The organism is Faecalimonas hominis (assembly GCF_054660755.1).
Window position 1 is genome coordinate 22,727 of sequence record NZ_BAAHSH010000024.1, and the last position, 16,137, is coordinate 38,863.

Here is a 16,137-nt window from a genome sequence, read left to right on the forward strand (position 1 = left end):
AACCTCCCAAAATAACTCATATCCTTTATATTATACTCAAATACTGCAAAATACAACTAAAAAATTGACTTTATCGGAACTATTCTATATAATATTGCGTAGAACAGATTGGAAGGTGAAGTGCAGTGGAAGAAAGAGAAATTTCTCAGGCAGTAATACGCAGATTGCCTAGATACTACAGATACTTAGGAGAACTACTTGAAGACAATGTAGGGCGTATTTCTTCAAATGAATTGAGCAGAAGAATGCAGGTAACCGCTTCCCAGATACGTCAGGATTTGAACAATTTTGGCGGATTCGGACAGCAGGGATATGGATATAATGTAAAATATTTATATACAGAAATCGGCAAGATTTTGGGATTGGATATAGATCATAATATGATTATAATCGGTGCAGGTAATCTTGGACAGGCACTGGCAAATTATACTTCATTTGAGAGAAGAGGGTTTATTTTTAAAGGTATTTTTGATGTGAATCCAAGACTTTCGGGTGTATCTATTCGCGGAGTCCCAATTCGCATGATGGACGAATTGAAAGATTTTATCAATGAACACAATATTGATATAGCCGTTCTCACAATCCCGAAGGCAAAAGCGGTTGAAGTTGCGAAATTTTTGGTAGATAACGGTGTGCGTGCAATTTGGAATTTTGCGCATACAGATTTAGATTTACCGAAGAATGTCATTGTGGAAAACGTACATTTGTCGGAAAGTCTTATGAGATTATCATATAATCTCAGCCGTTATAACAAAGAACATACAGAATAACAGCGAAACAACGTATAGTGGAAGTGTGGGAATCCGCCTTTTTCTATGCGTTGTTTTCTTCTGAGAAAAAATTCGGTCAGAATCAGGAGGGGTAAGATGAGATATGTATTAACAGGTGAAGAGATGCAATATGCAGATCGGTATACCATTGAACAGATGGGCGTACCTTCCTGCGTTTTGATGGAGAGAGCAGCGCTTAAAGTTGTGGAAATACTTGAACAAAATAATGTAGACTGTTCAAAGACATTGATCGTTTGCGGATCGGGAAACAATGGTGGCGATGGTCTTGCCATTGCACGTCTTCTTTATTTAAAGGGCATACATGTGAATGTTTGTTATATGGGAAATAAAGAAACCGCAAGTGAGGAGAATAAAAGACAATACACTATAGCAGAAAATTACGGCATATCTATTGGAAACACATTGGAGAAAAAAGAATATAGTGTTATTATAGATGCCCTTTTGGGAATCGGATTGAAAAGAGATGTCTCAGGAAAATATAAGGAGGTAATCGAGCAGTTAAACGAGATGAACGGAACGAAAGTCGCAGTGGATATTCCAACCGGAATATGCGATACGACCGGAGAAATAAAAGGCTGTGCTTTCCGTGCAGATTTTACAGTGTGTTTTGCTTTTGAAAAAATAGGAATGTTGTTTGAAAAAGGGCGGCAATATGCAGGAAAAATTTACGTCGCGGACATCGGCATTTCATCGGAAGCACTTCCTGCGGGACAAAAACTTTATACTTACGACAGAGAAGATAAAGACGTTTCCCTGCCAAAGAGAAACCCTAATGGTAATAAAGGAACATTTGGCAAAGTACTCATTATAGCGGGCAGCAAAGGAATGGCAGGTGCAGCCTATTTGAACGCAAAGGCGGCTTACTCGGCAGGTGCAGGACTTGTACAGATTTATACGCATGAGGATAACCGTGTAATTTTGCAGCAGGCACTTCCTGAAGCCATTATTTCCACTTACGAAACATTTAATGAAAATCAGTTGAAACAATTGTTTGACCGGAGTGATGTCCTTTTAATCGGCTCGGGGCTCGGGAAAAGTGACCTGTCTGAAAAAATATTTACATATGCGATACAGTATGCGAAAATTCCATCTGTGATTGACGGGGACGGACTTACTCTTTTGGCGGAAGATTTATCTCTTTTGGAACATAAAAAGCAGGTTATACTTACGCCACACTTAAAAGAGATGTCAAGACTGCTTCAGTGTAGTGTGGAAGAGGTGCAGAAAAATAAAATCACCGTATTAAAGAATTTTGTGAGAGAATATCCGATTGTCTGTGCAATGAAAGATGCAAGGACATTTGTGGCGGCTGACGGAGAAGATATTTATATAAATACAACCGGGAACCATGCAATGGCAAAAGCGGGAGCGGGAGATGTGCTTGCCGGAATAATTGTAGGATTTCTGGCACAGAAAATGAAATGCAAAGATGCATGTGAAATTGGCGTTTATGTACATGGATTATGTGGCGATTACGCTCAGAAAGAAAAAGGAAGCTACAGTGTACTGGCAAATGATTTGCTTGATGCAATCAGCCATGTAATGAGAAAACTTGAGAAGGAGCAGACAAGATGAAAACTTACAGCAGAGTATATGCCAAAATTGATCTAGATGCAGTGACATATAATATGGAACAAATGAAACAGAGAATAGACGGAGACACAAAAATCATGGCGGTTATCAAAAGTGACGGCTATGGACACGGCGCAATTCAGGTTGCGGAAGTTCTTGAAAAATATGATTATATTTGGGGGTTTGCGGTGGCAACACTAGATGAGGCTGTTGTTCTCCGCACAGAAGGAATTCAAAAACCGATACTTGTGCTTGGGTGCATTTTCCCTGATCAGTATTTAGAAATGCTGGATAACGATATCCGCATGAATGTATATACGGAAGAAATGGCAAAAGAAATTTCATATATGGCAAGAAGAGAAGGGAAAACCGCTTATTTACATATTAAACTGGATACGGGAATGGCAAGACTTGGGTTTGCAGTTAACAATGAAAGCGTTGATGCCATTACACGAATAAGCAAATTGCCGAACGTAAATATGGAAGGGGTATTTACACACTTTGCAAAAGCGGACGAAACCGACAAAACATTTACGAAAAATCAGATAAGTCAATTTGTGTCTATGACAGAAAAGTTGAGAGAACGGGGAGTCACCTTTCCGTATGAGCACTGCGCAAACAGCGCGGCAATCATTGATGTGGAAGATGCCCGCTTTGATATTGTGCGTGCAGGAATTTCTACTTATGGACTATACCCGTCTGAAGAAGTAAATCAAAACGCCGTACACTTGAAACCGGCACTGGCATTAAAAAGTCATGTCGCTTTCGTAAAAGAAATCGAGGAAGGAACTCCCGTAAGTTATGGTGGCACGTTTGTCGCTGAGAAAAAAATGAAAATCGCCACTATTCCCGTAGGATACGGTGACGGTTATCCGAGAAGTCTGTCCGGAAAGGGATATGTGTTGATTCGCGGAAAAAAAGCGAACATTTTAGGGCGCATTTGTATGGATCAGTTTATGGTGGACGTAACAGATATCGAAGGGGTAAGTTTTGGCGACAAGGTAACTTTGATCGGGCGAGATGGTAATGAGGCTATTTCCGTTGAAAAATTAAGCGAATTGTCAGGCAGATTTAATTATGAGTTTATCTGCGCATTAGGGAAAAGAATCCCGAGAGTTTATGTGAAAAACGGAAAGATTGCGGAGCAGGTAGATTATTTCGCATAGATTAAGAAAACTCTATTAATAGAATACTTCCGAAAAAGATGGAAACACTAATGTTATCTTAAAGAAATCGGAGTGTGAGATAGAGTGCAGGTTAGACGCGGAGATATATATTATGCAGATTTAAGTCCGGTGGTGGGTTCAGAACAGGGAGGGATACGCCCGGTTTTGATTATACAAAACGATGTGGGAAACAGACACAGTCCTACTGTTATATGCGCCGCCATCACTTCAAAAATGAATAAAGCAAAATTGCCAACGCATGTGGAAATTGATGCGGGCAAGTATCACATTGTCAAAAATTCAGTTGTACTGTTGGAACAGATCAGGACAATTGACAAGCAGAGATTACGTGAACTTGTTTGCCATGTAGATAAAAAGTTAATGTTAAAAATTGATGAAGCAATCAAAATCAGTTTTGAACTTCATACATAGAAAAGGAGTAAAGAACAATGGAGGAAGGCAGTAGTCTGTGGGACAGACTGATGTACAATTTTTCTGGCGAAGATAAAGAGCAGGAAGATGTAGAACACGAAATTTTATCTTTGATTCAGGAAGGGAGAGAAAGAGGCTTCTTCGCAGGGGGCGAAGGCGAAATGATCAGTAATATTTTTTCTTATAATGAGAAAAAGGCGGAAGATATAATGGTACACCGAAAACATATTATCGCCCTGGACAGTGAGAAAACAGTTGAAGAAGCACTGGAATTTATGTTGGAACAGAAAAATTCCAGATTTCCGGTTTACGAAGAAGATATTGATTCCATTATAGGTATTTTCCATCTGCGTGATGCGGTGAAATGCTATTTCAAGGAAAATCTGAGAAATGTTCCAATTAAACATTTAAAAGAGTACATGCACCCGGCAAGTTTTGTGCCGGAGGCGAAAAGTATAGATAAACTGTTCAAAGAAATGAAACTAAAGAAAAACCATATGGTTGTCGTACTGGACGAATATGGGCAGACCGCAGGAATTATCGCAATGGAAGATATTATCGAGGAGATTGTGGGAAACATTCAGGACGAGTATGATGACGATGAGGAATCCATACAGAAAATTTCTAATGGCGTTTATATTGCAGACGGAATGACAGAATTAGAAGATTTGGAAAAAATACTCCGAATTTCATTTGAAAACGAAGATTTTGGAACACTGAACGGATACCTTGTTCACTGCTTAGAGCATATACCGACAGAGGAGGAAGAATGCTCTGTTGAGTATGGAGGTTATCGTTTTTATATCATTTCCGTCAGCAATAATCTGATTGAAAAAGTACGGATTGAAAAAATCTAACCTTGTAAACGGCAAAAAAGAATGATAAAATAGGAAAAGCAATTTTATAAAAAAGAAAAGAGGTACGAAAATGTCAGGACATTCAAAGTTCGCAAATATTAAACATAAAAAAGAAAAAAATGATGCGGCAAAAGGGAAAATCTTTACAATTATCGGAAGAGAAATCGCTGTTGCAGTAAAGGAAGGCGGACCTGATCCGGCAAATAACAGCAGACTTCGTGACGTCATTGCAAAAGCAAAATCAAACAACATGCCAAATGATACAATCGAACGTGGAATTAAGAAAGCAGCGGGAGATGCCAATTCCGTCAACTACGAATCTGTTACATATGAGGGGTACGGCCCAAGCGGAGTGGCAATCATTGTTGACGCTCTTACAGATAATAAAAACAGAACGGCATCTAATGTCCGCAATGCTTTTACAAAAGGAAGCGGAAGTGTAGGAACACAGGGTTGTGTATCTTATATGTTCGATAAAAAAGGACAGATTATAGTTGCAAAAGAAGAATATGAAACAGATGCAGACGAATTAATGATGATTGCATTAGATGCAGGGGCAGAAGATTTCGCAGAGGAAGAGGACAGTTATGAAATTTTAACTGCACCGGAAGATTTCAGTGACGTGCGTCTTGCGCTTGAAGAAGCAGGCGTTCCGATGGCATCAGCTGAAGTGACGATGATTCCTCAGACATGGGTGGAACTTACTGATGAGACAGATTTAAAAAATCTTCAGAAAACTTTAGATTTGTTAGATGAAGATGATGATGTCCAGGTAGTGTATCACAACTGGGACGAATAGAAATGAGAGAAAATAAGTAGAGGAGGAATATCAGATGTATTCCGATGCACAGGAAACTTTAATCAATCTATTTGAAGATGCTTTAATTTTAGTAAAAAGTTTTAATCGTGATGTTTATAAGAGTGATTTTGAAACACATTACAATAAGTATAAAGACTTTTTTGTGAATGTAAACGAATCTTTGAGAGAAGAGGAAGGAAAAGAAGCGGTAATCTCAGAACTTGCCGGAATTATTCCTAATTATATTGACGGAAAATTGAAAAAAATTGGGCAGAAAAGAAAACGCGAAAATCTTATCCTCGATTATAACATGGCTTTAGTTACTTACGTTCTTCCGGTAATCAATTATGGGGTCGGAGAATACGGAAACGCTATTTCAGAAAAAATTGTAGAATTGTGGAACAATAATATTTCATCAGTTACAATAAAGAATGCGACTTATGAAACGATTACAGAGGGATTTAAAAAGCGATTGTGCTACATCACAACGGCCGTGTGTGAAAGTCTTGGAAAACCGGACGATTGTTATGAACTGGAATTGTTGAGAAATTATCGTGACAAATATTTGATTGAAGAAAATGCCGGAAGGGATATTGTCCAGCAATATTATAATATTGCACCTACTATCGTAAAACGAATCGATAAAAGAGATGACGCAAAAGGAATTTATAAAAGAATCTGGACAGATTACTTAACGCCATGTATTCATCTTATTGAAGAGAACGAGAAAGAAGCCTGTAAAAAAGTATACAGCGATATGGTATACGATTTACAAAAGAAATATATATATTCATAGGAGGGCAAAGAGATGAGCAACAACTACAAAATAGAAACGAAGTGTATCCAATCAGGTTGGGAACCAAAACAGGGAGAACCTAGAGTTGTTCCGATTTATCAAAGCACAACATTTAAGTATGACACAAGTGAACAGATGGGACGTTTGTTCGATTTGGAAGATTCGGGATATTTCTACACGAGATTACAGAATCCTACCAATGATGTTGTTGCAAATAAAATCTGCGATCTGGAGGGCGGTGTGGCAGCAATGCTTACTTCATCAGGTCAGGCAGCAAATTTCTATGCCATCATGAATATTTGTGAGGCAGGCGATCATATTGTCTGTGCTTCAGCGCTTTATGGCGGTACATATAATCTATATGCACATACAATCAGAAAAATGGGTGTAGAGGCAACTTTTGTTGATCCAGATGCAAGCGAAGAGGAAATTAGCAGCGCATTCAGAGACAATACAAAAGCATTATTTGGAGAAACGATTTCAAATCCTGCATTAGTTGTATTAGATTTGGAGAAATTTGCAAAAGTAGCACATGAACACGGTGTTCCGTTTATTGTTGACAATACATTTGCAACACCGATTAACTGTCGTACGTTTGAATGGGGAGCTGATATTGTCACACATTCCACAACAAAATATATGGACGGACATGCGATGAGTGTAGGCGGTTGTATCGTGGACAGCGGTAATTTTGACTGGGAAGCATATGGCGACAAATTCAGTTGTCTGACAGCACCCGATGAAACTTACCATGGTATCGTGTATACGAAAAAATTCGGAAAAGGCGCATATATCACAAAAGCAACTGCTCAACTTATGCGTGATTTAGGTTCTATCCAGTCTCCACAGAACGCCTTTTTATTGAATGTAGGATTGGAGACATTGCATTTAAGAGTTCCACGTCACTGTGAAAATGCAAAAAAAGTGGCGGAATTTTTGAAAGATCACGAAAAAGTGGCATGGGTTAGTTATCCGGATTTGGAGGGCGATAAATATCATGCACTTGCGCAGAAATACCTTCCAAACGGAAGTTGCGGCGTATTGACTTTCGGAATCAAAGGTGGACGGGACGCGTCTGTCACATTAATGGATAATTTAAAACTGGCTGCAATTGTAACACATGTAGCGGATTCAAGAACTTCTGTACTACACCCTGCAAGTCATACACATCGTCAGATGAATGAACAGGAATTAATCGAGGCGGGCGTACAGCCGGATTTGATCCGTTTCAGTGTAGGCATTGAAAACGCAGATGATATCATTGCCGATTTAGCACAGGCTTTAGAGTTAGTATAAAAATACAAAGAAGGAAGAGAATTTCAGGAGGAGTTTTCTTTCTTCTTTTATTTTTTGTTACATAAATCATAATAACCTGCAAATACTAAAAGAAAAAAGGCAGGAAAGATATATGAGTGAAAACACGGAAAAACAACATGAGGAAATAAAAGAAATGGGAACGTTGTCTTTGTCACATAATAAAAAAAGACATAATATTCAACTTCTAACAATTATCGGAGAAATTGAAGGTCATGAGGCAGTTTCAGGAAATACAAAGGCGACAAAGTATGAACATTTACTTCCAAAACTTGCAGAGGTGGAGGACAGTGAAGAGATTGAAGGGCTATTGATTTTGCTAAATACCCTCGGTGGCGATGTGGAGGCAGGTCTTGCCATCGCAGAAATGATTGCATCTTTAAGTAAACCGAGCGTGTCTCTTGTACTTGGCGGAAGTCACTCTATCGGAGGACCATTAGCTGTATCAGCAGATTATTCTTTTATTGTTCCAAGCGGAACGATGGTAATTCACCCTGTACGGTCAAGCGGTACGTTTATCGGTGTTATGCAAAGTTACAGAAATATGGAGAGAACGCAGAACAGAATAACGAAGTTTATTTCTGAACATGCGAATATCTCTCAAGAAAGAATTGAAGAGTTGATGCTTGATCCGACACAATTAGTAAAGGACGTGGGTACGATGCTTGAAGGGGAAGAAGCGGTAAAAGAAGGCTTGATTGACGAAGTTGGAGGAATGAAAGAGGCTTTGCAAAAATTACACGAATTAATAGAAATACAGGCGAAAAATAAGTAATGACACAAGTTTCTTAAAATGCTATAATAATATATGTATGTTTAAAGTTAGAGGAGGAGAGTTCATGGCAGCAAAATCAAACAAAAGCAAAAAGGCAGCCAAACGAACACCGGCAAAAAAAGCAGCCAAAAAACAGACGAGAAAAAAAACAGCACAGCAAAATACATTTTTGAAAAATGAGATTTTCATTCTGCTTTCTCTTGCGATATGTATTTTATTACTCATCAGTAATTTTGGTATAGGGGGGTTTCTGGGCAACATTGTATCCTCCTTTTTATTTGGAACTTTCGGATTACCGGCATATATTATACCGATTCTTCTTTTTATCGGAATTGCTTTTACTATTTCAAATAAGGGCAATTCCATTGCTTACATAAAACTTGGAGCGGGAATTGTGCTGACAATAATGGTATGTACTCTTACACAACTGATTACTTTTGAATATGACAGCACGGCAGGACTGTTATCTTATTATGATACTTCGGCATTGCACAAACAAGGCGGCGGAATTATCGGAGGTCTCTTTTCAAAAATGCTCTGTCATTTGGTCGGTGTGATTGGCGCATATGTCATTGTCATTATATTAAGCATTATATGTCTTGTAATTATAACGGAAAAATCTTTTTTAAGAGGCGTTAAAAAGGGAAGTGAGAAAGCATATCAGACGGCAAAAGAGGACGTGCGGAAACGCAAAGAGCAGTCTGTTATCCGAAAAGAAGAAAAACGGCAGAACAAAGAATTAAAGAGAAAAGATAAACAGGTAAAAGGTGTGTCTTTTGATACAACCCTGACTCCAAAAGAAACAGATATAAAAGAAGTCTTTCCGGAGGAGATGCCCCCAATATATGCCGAAGAACCTTTGGAATCACCGTTTCATACGGAAGCGGAAGAAATTGTTCCGGAAGTTGTTCCGGAAACCATGGTAATCCATCGCGCGACGGAGGAAGAACCGCCGAAGGAATCCGTTTCGAAAAAGAAAAAAGAAAAAAACGACGTCTCCGCTCAGATAGAGGAAGTTGAAGAAGTCATTGCAAAAGAGAGTCGGCAATCAAGTTCTACATATACTTTCCCACCAATTGATTTGCTGAATAAAGGGAAACAGGGAAATGGAGATTCGGACAATTATTTAAGAGAAACCGCATTAAAATTGCAACAGACATTGAAAAATTTTGGTGTAAATGTTACTGTAACAAATGTAAGTTGCGGTCCTTCCGTGACACGATTTGAATTACAGCCTGAACAGGGTGTCAAAGTAAGTAAAATTGTAGGGCTAAGTGATGATATAAAATTAAATCTGGCAGCGGCAGATATCCGTATAGAAGCCCCTATTCCCGGGAAGGCAGCAGTGGGAATTGAAGTTCCTAACCGTGAAAATACGGCAGTGATGTTGAGAGATTTATTGGAGACAAAAGAGTTTAAGTCTCACCCGTCTAATATTGCATTTGCTGCAGGGAAAGATATTGCAGGGAAAGTTGTTGTCGCTGACATTAAAAAGATGCCCCATGTTCTGATTGCCGGTGCAACAGGTTCAGGAAAATCCGTATGTATTAACACACTGATTATGAGTATTCTTTATAAAGCAAAACCTGATGAAGTAAAGCTGATTATGATCGACCCTAAAGTCGTAGAATTAAGTGTTTATAACGGAATTCCTCATCTGATGATCCCGGTTGTCACAGACCCGAAAAAAGCATCAGGCGCATTAAACTGGGCTGTTGTGGAAATGGAAAAACGTTATCAGTTATTTGCTGAATATAATGTGCGGGATCTGAATGGATACAACGACAAAGTTGAGCAGATAAAGGATATAGAAGATGAAACAAAACCGGAAAAATTACCGCAAATCGTTATTATTGTGGACGAATTAGCTGATTTGATGATGGTTGCCCCGGGCGAAGTGGAAACTGCAATCTGCCGTCTGGCGCAGTTGGCAAGAGCGGCAGGCATTCATTTAGTCTTGGCGACGCAGCGTCCGTCTGTAAACGTTATCACAGGATTAATTAAAGCAAACATGCCCTCACGAATTGCGTTTTCTGTTTCTTCAGGCGTGGACTCACGTACTATCATTGATATGAACGGCGCTGAGAAACTGCTTGGAAAGGGAGATATGTTATTTTACCCTTCCGGTTATCAAAAACCGGCCCGTGTACAGGGTTCATTCGTATCCGATAAAGAGGTGCAGGCAGTGGTGGATTTTCTTGTCAGCCAAAACGGAAATGTTTCCTATGATGAAGAAATCACAAAACAGGTGAACAGCGCTTCCATAAATGGAGCAAATTCATCTGCCGCAGCGGGTAACGGCAATGAAAGAGACGTTTATTTTGCTGATGCGGGACGTTTTATCATCGAGAAGGATAAGGCGTCTATCGGAATGTTACAGAGAGTATTTAAAATCGGTTTCAATCGTGCCGCGCGCATTATGGATCAACTTTTTGAAGCAGGAGTTGTCGGTGAGGAAGAAGGAACGAAACCGAGAAAAGTATTAATGTCTACAGAACAATTTGAACAATATATAGAAGAAAATGTATAAAACAAAGGAGGAAAAAAGATGAAAACAGATATTCAGATTGCACAGGAAGCAACGATGAAGCACATTAAAGAGGTGGCGTCTTCCATAGGAATTCAGGAAGACGACTTAGAATTTTATGGAAAGTACAAAGCAAAAATTTCCGATGAATTATGGGAAAAAGCAAAAGACAATAAAGACGGTAAATTAGTATTGGTAACTGCCATCAATCCGACGCCGGCAGGAGAGGGCAAGACAACCACAAGCGTAGGTCTTGGACAGGCATTTGCAAAATTAAATAAAAAGGCAATTATTGCCCTTCGCGAACCTTCTCTCGGACCTTGTTTTGGTATAAAAGGCGGTGCGGCAGGCGGAGGATACGCACAGGTTGTTCCTATGGAAGATTTAAACTTACATTTCACAGGCGACTTCCATGCAATTACATCAGCAAATAACCTGTTGGCGGCTATGCTTGATAACCATATCCAACAGGGAAACGCTTTACAGATTGACCCAAGACAGGTTGTGTGGAAACGATGCTTGGACATGAATGACCGTGTACTGAGAAATATCGTTGTCGGACTTGGAAATAAAATGGACGGAATGGTCCGCGAAGACCATTTTGTCATTACGGTAGCATCTGAAATTATGGCAATCTTATGCCTTGCAAATGATTTACAGGATTTGAAAGAAAGATTAGGAAAGATTATTGTTGCCTATAATTTTGCGGGAGAACCGGTGACTGCAGATCAGTTGGAAGCGACAGGAGCAATGACTGCTCTTCTTAAAGATGCAATTAAGCCAAATTTAATTCAGACATTAGAACATACACCTGCATTGGTACATGGTGGACCTTTTGCGAACATTGCACACGGCTGTAACAGTGTCCGTGCAACAAAAACAGCATTAAAATTATGTGATATCGCCATCACAGAGGCGGGATTCGGCGCTGACTTGGGTGCAGAAAAATTCATGGATATTAAATGCAGAAGCGCAAACTTAAAACCGGACGCTGTTGTTTTGGTTGCCACGGTAAGAGCATTGAAATATAATGGCGGTGTTGCAAAAAAAGATTTGGCGGAAGAAAATTTAGACGCACTGAAAAAAGGAATTGTAAACTTAGAAAAACATATTGAAAACGTACAGAAATTCGGAGTGCCTGTTGTTGTTACATTGAATTCATTCGTAACAGATACAGATGCAGAAAATGAATACATCAAAAACTTCTGCGAAGAGCGAGGCTGTGAGTTTGCTCTGTCAGAAGTATGGGAAAAGGGTGGCGAAGGCGGTATCGCTTTAGCAGAAAAAGTTTTAGAAACACTTGAAAAGAAAGAAAGTAATTTCCATACACTATACAGCGATGAATTGTCATTAAAAGAAAAAATTGAAACGATTTCAAAAGAAATATACGGTGCAAGTTCCGTGGAATATGCTCCGGCAGCAGAAAAGCAACTGGCCAAAATTGAAAGTATGGGATTTGGAAATCTGCCAATTTGTATGGCGAAAAATCAATATTCTCTGTCTGATGATGCCACATTGCTAGGACGTCCTGAAAACTTTACAATTCATATCAGAGAAGTATATGTAAATGCGGGAGCAGGTTTTGTTGTGGCTTTAACAGGTGCTGTCATGACAATGCCGGGACTTCCGAAAGTTCCTGCTGCAAACGGAATTGACGTAAATGAAGAAGGAAAAATTACCGGATTATTTTAAATGTAAGGGGTGATACGATGCCGAGATTAATTGATGGAAAAAAAATCGCATTAGAAATAAAAAACGAATTAAAAGTAAAAGTAGAAGAACTCAAACAACAGGAAAAAGATGTATGTCTTGCAGTTATTCAGGTTGGAAACGATGCGGCATCGACAGTATATGTAAATGGTAAGAAAAAAGATTGTGAATATATAGGTATTAAATCGTTATCTTATGAGTTGCCGGAAGAAACTACCGAAAATGAACTGTTGGATTTAATAGGAAAACTAAACGGGGATATCAATGTACACGGTATTCTTGTTCAGTTGCCGCTTCCGTCCCATATGAATGAAGAAATGATTACACAGGCGATTTCACCGGAAAAAGATGTGGACGGTTTCCATGAGATGAACATAGGAAAATTGTGCATAGGCGAAAATGGCTTTGAATGCTGTACACCTGCAGGAATTATCCAACTTTTAAAACGTTCGGGAATTGAGATAGCAGGAAAAGAATGTGTCGTTATCGGTCGAAGCAATAATGTGGGAAAACCGACTGCACTTTTGCTGCTGCGTGAAAATGGAACGGTTACCATCGCTCATTCCCACACGGAAAATCTAAAAGAAATAACAAAACGTGCCGATATCGTTGTTGCGGCTATAGGAAAACCTAAGTTCATCACAAAAGAATATTTAAAACAGGGCGCTGTTGTAATTGATGTTGGTATCCATAGAAATGCAGATAATACTTTATGCGGAGATGTGGATTTTGACGATGTGGCGGAAACAGTAAGTGCAATCACTCCCGTACCGGGAGGCGTAGGAGTCATGACAAGAGCCATGCTTATGTATAATTGTGTCAGTGCGGTTTACAGGGAGGCATTATAGTGAGATGTAGAAAATGCGGTGCCGAAATAAGAGAAGGCTCACTATATTGCGATATGTGCGGAGAAGAAGTACGAATTGTTCCCGATTACAGTTCACTTGATGAAATTCTTGCTGAACATGTAAGAAACGAATTACAAAGCGGAAATCGAACAAAAAAAACAACCGGCAGACCGAAGAAAAAAAGCAGAAAACATCATAAAAAAATGATACTTATTTTATCTTCCTTACTGTTTATCATACTAATCGGCTTATTACTTTACCAGACATCTTATGCGGGTTATATCAAGAGAGGCTATAATGCCCTTGATAAAAAGAAATACGATACGGCGATCAGACGTTTTGAATCAGCCATAGAAAAAGATGAAAAAAGAGCGGACGGATATAGCGGAATGGCAGATGTATATTTGGCTAAGAAAGATTTCTATTCGGCTGAAAAGATTTTCCTAGATGAAATAGAAAGACAGGAAAGCAATGTTGGTCTTTATAAAGGGTTGATTCGTGTTTATATGAAGTCTGATAAAAAGGAAGAGATTCCAAAACTATTAGAAGAATGTAAATCCGATTCGGTTTTATCAGCTCTTTCCGGCTACATTGTGGAAACTCCTTCCTTTTCTCTGACAAAAGATTCCTATGATAATGAACAGGAGTTGAAACTCTATTCTAATGGAAATGATATTTACTATACTTTAGACGGTTCAACACCGACTGAATCTTCCGGTGCAAAATATCGTAAAGACACTCCGATTCTTCTTGGTGAAAGAGAGTGGGTTGTAAGAGCGGTTGCCGTAAATAAGAAAGGAATTCCAAGTCTTTTGACAAAACATACGTATAAAATTCAGACTCCGATAACGGAAGCGCCAATTGTTTCTCCTTCAAGCGGCTTATATGAACAGCAGGAAAAGATTACGATTCAAGTTAAAGAAGGATTTACTGCATACTATGCTTTTGGGACAACAGAGCCTACTGAAGAAAACTGGAAAAAATATATAGGACCTATTCCGATGCCACAGGGAAACCTGATTTTCAGTGCCGTACTTGTGGAAAATTCCACGGGAAAAGCAAGTGCAATTACCGTGCGAAATTATGACTTAGAATTAGATACACAAACAGAAGAAAATATTCAGCAATAAAACTTAAATTATTGATATAAATTTATCAAAAAGTATTGCGTTAAATATTTAACAGATGTATAATATTATTGTTGAAAATTTGACAAAGAATATATTCAAAGGAGATGCAGAATAATGAGCAGATTTACATTACCAAGAGATATTTATCACGGAAAAGGTTGTTTGGAAGAACTGAAAAACTTAAAAGGTAAAAGAGCAATTCTTGTAGTTGGCGGTGGCTCCATGAAACGTCAGGGCTTCTTAGACAAAGCAGTTAACTACTTAAAAGAAGCAGGTATGGAAGTTCAGTTATTCGAAGGTGTTGAACCGGACCCATCTGTAGAAACAGTTATGAAAGGCGCTGAGGCAATGCGTGCTTTTGAACCGGACTGGATTGTTGCCATGGGTGGCGGATCACCGATTGATGCGGCTAAAGCAATGTGGGCATTTTATGAGTATCCGGACGTAACATTTGAAGATTTATGTATTCCATTTAACTTCCCTGAATTAAGACAGAAAGCAAAATTTGCTGCAATTCCATCTACATCAGGAACAGCAACAGAAGTAACAGCATTCTCTGTTATCACAGACTATGCAAAAGGAATCAAATATCCTTTGGCAGACTTTAACATTACACCAGATGTTGCCATCGTAGATTCAGAACTTGTAGAAGGACTTCCGGCACACCAGGTTGCATATACGGGAATGGACGCATTAACACACGCCATCGAAGCATATGTATCTACTTTGAATTGTGCATATACAGATCCACTTGCCATTCAGGCAATTGAAATGGTATTTGATTACTTACCGGCATCATTTAGAGGAAACATGACAGCAAGAGCAAAAATGCATGACGCACAGTGTCTTGCAGGTATGGCATTCTCCAATGCTTTGCTCGGAATTGTACATTCAATGGCACACAAAACAGGTGCTGCTTTCTCAACAGGACATATTACACACGGTCTTGCAAATGCAATGTATCTTCCATATGTTATTAAATACAATGCAAAAGACCCTGTTGCAGCAAAACGTTACGCTGAAATCGCACGCAGAGTAGGACTTGAAGGAAGTTCAGAACAATCTTTGATCAACAGTTTATGTGAAAAGATTAATGAATTTAATGTTATTCTTGGAATTCCGGCTACATTAAAAGAGTTCGGAATCAAAGAAGATGAATTCAAAGAAAAAGTTTCTGCAGTCGCAGAAAATGCAGTAGGAGATGCCTGTACAGGTTCTAATCCTAGAGCAATCGATCCTGCAACAATGGAAAGATTATTTACTTGCATTTACTACGGAACAGAAGTTGATTTCTAAAAAAATATTTTTAAAAGGCGGCTGCGATTCAGTCGCCTTTTTATCGTCTAAAATGATAGATACTTTCCAATATTAAACTTGATATTTTATGAATGTTGTTTTATCATTATAGATAGAGAAAATT

General features: G+C 38.9%; 14 protein-coding genes. All 14 read left to right on the forward strand.

Annotated elements, in window-relative coordinates; genetic code table 11:
- The first annotated feature begins 125 nt into the window (after nucleotides 1–125).
- The 14 genes from ACYQ35_RS03650 to ACYQ35_RS03715 all read left to right on the forward strand — a co-directional run bounded on the left by ACYQ35_RS03650 (nucleotide 126) and on the right by ACYQ35_RS03715 (nucleotide 16,013).
- Nucleotides 126–770, forward strand: coding sequence for a redox-sensing transcriptional repressor Rex (locus tag ACYQ35_RS03650; RefSeq protein WP_459830386.1), 645 nt, complete (start codon nucleotides 126–128; stop codon nucleotides 768–770).
- A 96-nt stretch (nucleotides 771–866) separates the two neighbouring features.
- A complete protein-coding gene (locus tag ACYQ35_RS03655; protein ID WP_459830388.1) occupies nucleotides 867–2,366 on the forward strand; it encodes an NAD(P)H-hydrate dehydratase in 1,500 nt (499 codons plus the stop codon).
- A complete protein-coding gene (gene alr / locus ACYQ35_RS03660) occupies nucleotides 2,363–3,529 on the forward strand; it encodes an alanine racemase (RefSeq protein WP_009756970.1) in 1,167 nt (388 codons plus the stop codon). The genes ACYQ35_RS03655 and alr overlap by 4 nt, the downstream gene beginning before the upstream one ends.
- Before the next feature lie 84 nt (nucleotides 3,530–3,613).
- Nucleotides 3,614–3,961 (forward strand): type II toxin-antitoxin system PemK/MazF family toxin, encoded by a 348-nt coding sequence (locus ACYQ35_RS03665; RefSeq protein ID WP_009756971.1) that lies wholly within the window; start codon nucleotides 3,614–3,616, stop codon nucleotides 3,959–3,961.
- A gap of 17 nt (nucleotides 3,962–3,978) precedes the next feature.
- Nucleotides 3,979–4,818: a hemolysin family protein gene (locus ACYQ35_RS03670; RefSeq protein ID WP_459830391.1), complete on the forward strand. Its 840-nt coding sequence runs from the start codon at nucleotides 3,979–3,981 to the stop codon at nucleotides 4,816–4,818.
- 70 nt (nucleotides 4,819–4,888) lie between these two features.
- A complete protein-coding gene (locus ACYQ35_RS03675) occupies nucleotides 4,889–5,617 on the forward strand; it encodes a YebC/PmpR family DNA-binding transcriptional regulator (protein WP_009756973.1) in 729 nt (242 codons plus the stop codon).
- Nucleotides 5,618–5,651: 34 nt separating this feature from the next.
- On the forward strand, nucleotides 5,652–6,413 hold the full coding sequence (locus ACYQ35_RS03680; RefSeq protein ID WP_009756974.1) for a CFI-box-CTERM domain-containing protein: 762 nt from the start codon (nucleotides 5,652–5,654) through the stop codon (nucleotides 6,411–6,413).
- Between the two features lie 12 nt (nucleotides 6,414–6,425).
- Nucleotides 6,426–7,709 (forward strand): O-acetylhomoserine aminocarboxypropyltransferase/cysteine synthase family protein, encoded by a 1,284-nt coding sequence (locus ACYQ35_RS03685; RefSeq protein WP_459830396.1) that lies wholly within the window; start codon nucleotides 6,426–6,428, stop codon nucleotides 7,707–7,709.
- A 112-nt stretch (nucleotides 7,710–7,821) separates the two neighbouring features.
- The gene (locus ACYQ35_RS03690) at nucleotides 7,822–8,502 is read left to right on the forward strand and encodes a ClpP family protease (protein ID WP_009756976.1); all 681 of its coding nucleotides are present in this window, start codon (nucleotides 7,822–7,824) and stop codon (nucleotides 8,500–8,502) included.
- Nucleotides 8,503–8,566: 64 nt separating this feature from the next.
- Entirely contained in the window at nucleotides 8,567–11,032 is a 2,466-nt protein-coding gene (locus ACYQ35_RS03695; RefSeq protein WP_459830402.1) for an FtsK/SpoIIIE family DNA translocase, read from the forward strand.
- A gap of 18 nt (nucleotides 11,033–11,050) precedes the next feature.
- The gene (locus ACYQ35_RS03700; protein WP_459830404.1) at nucleotides 11,051–12,721 is read left to right on the forward strand and encodes a formate--tetrahydrofolate ligase; all 1,671 of its coding nucleotides are present in this window, start codon (nucleotides 11,051–11,053) and stop codon (nucleotides 12,719–12,721) included.
- A 17-nt stretch (nucleotides 12,722–12,738) separates the two neighbouring features.
- Nucleotides 12,739–13,587 (forward strand): bifunctional methylenetetrahydrofolate dehydrogenase/methenyltetrahydrofolate cyclohydrolase FolD, encoded by an 849-nt coding sequence (folD, locus tag ACYQ35_RS03705; protein WP_009756979.1) that lies wholly within the window; start codon nucleotides 12,739–12,741, stop codon nucleotides 13,585–13,587.
- Entirely contained in the window at nucleotides 13,587–14,717 is a 1,131-nt protein-coding gene (locus ACYQ35_RS03710) for a chitobiase/beta-hexosaminidase C-terminal domain-containing protein (protein WP_459830407.1), read from the forward strand. The genes folD and ACYQ35_RS03710 overlap by 1 nt, the downstream gene beginning before the upstream one ends.
- A gap of 114 nt (nucleotides 14,718–14,831) precedes the next feature.
- Nucleotides 14,832–16,013: an iron-containing alcohol dehydrogenase gene (locus ACYQ35_RS03715; RefSeq protein WP_009756981.1), complete on the forward strand. Its 1,182-nt coding sequence runs from the start codon at nucleotides 14,832–14,834 to the stop codon at nucleotides 16,011–16,013.
- Nucleotides 16,014–16,137 lie beyond the last annotated feature (124 nt).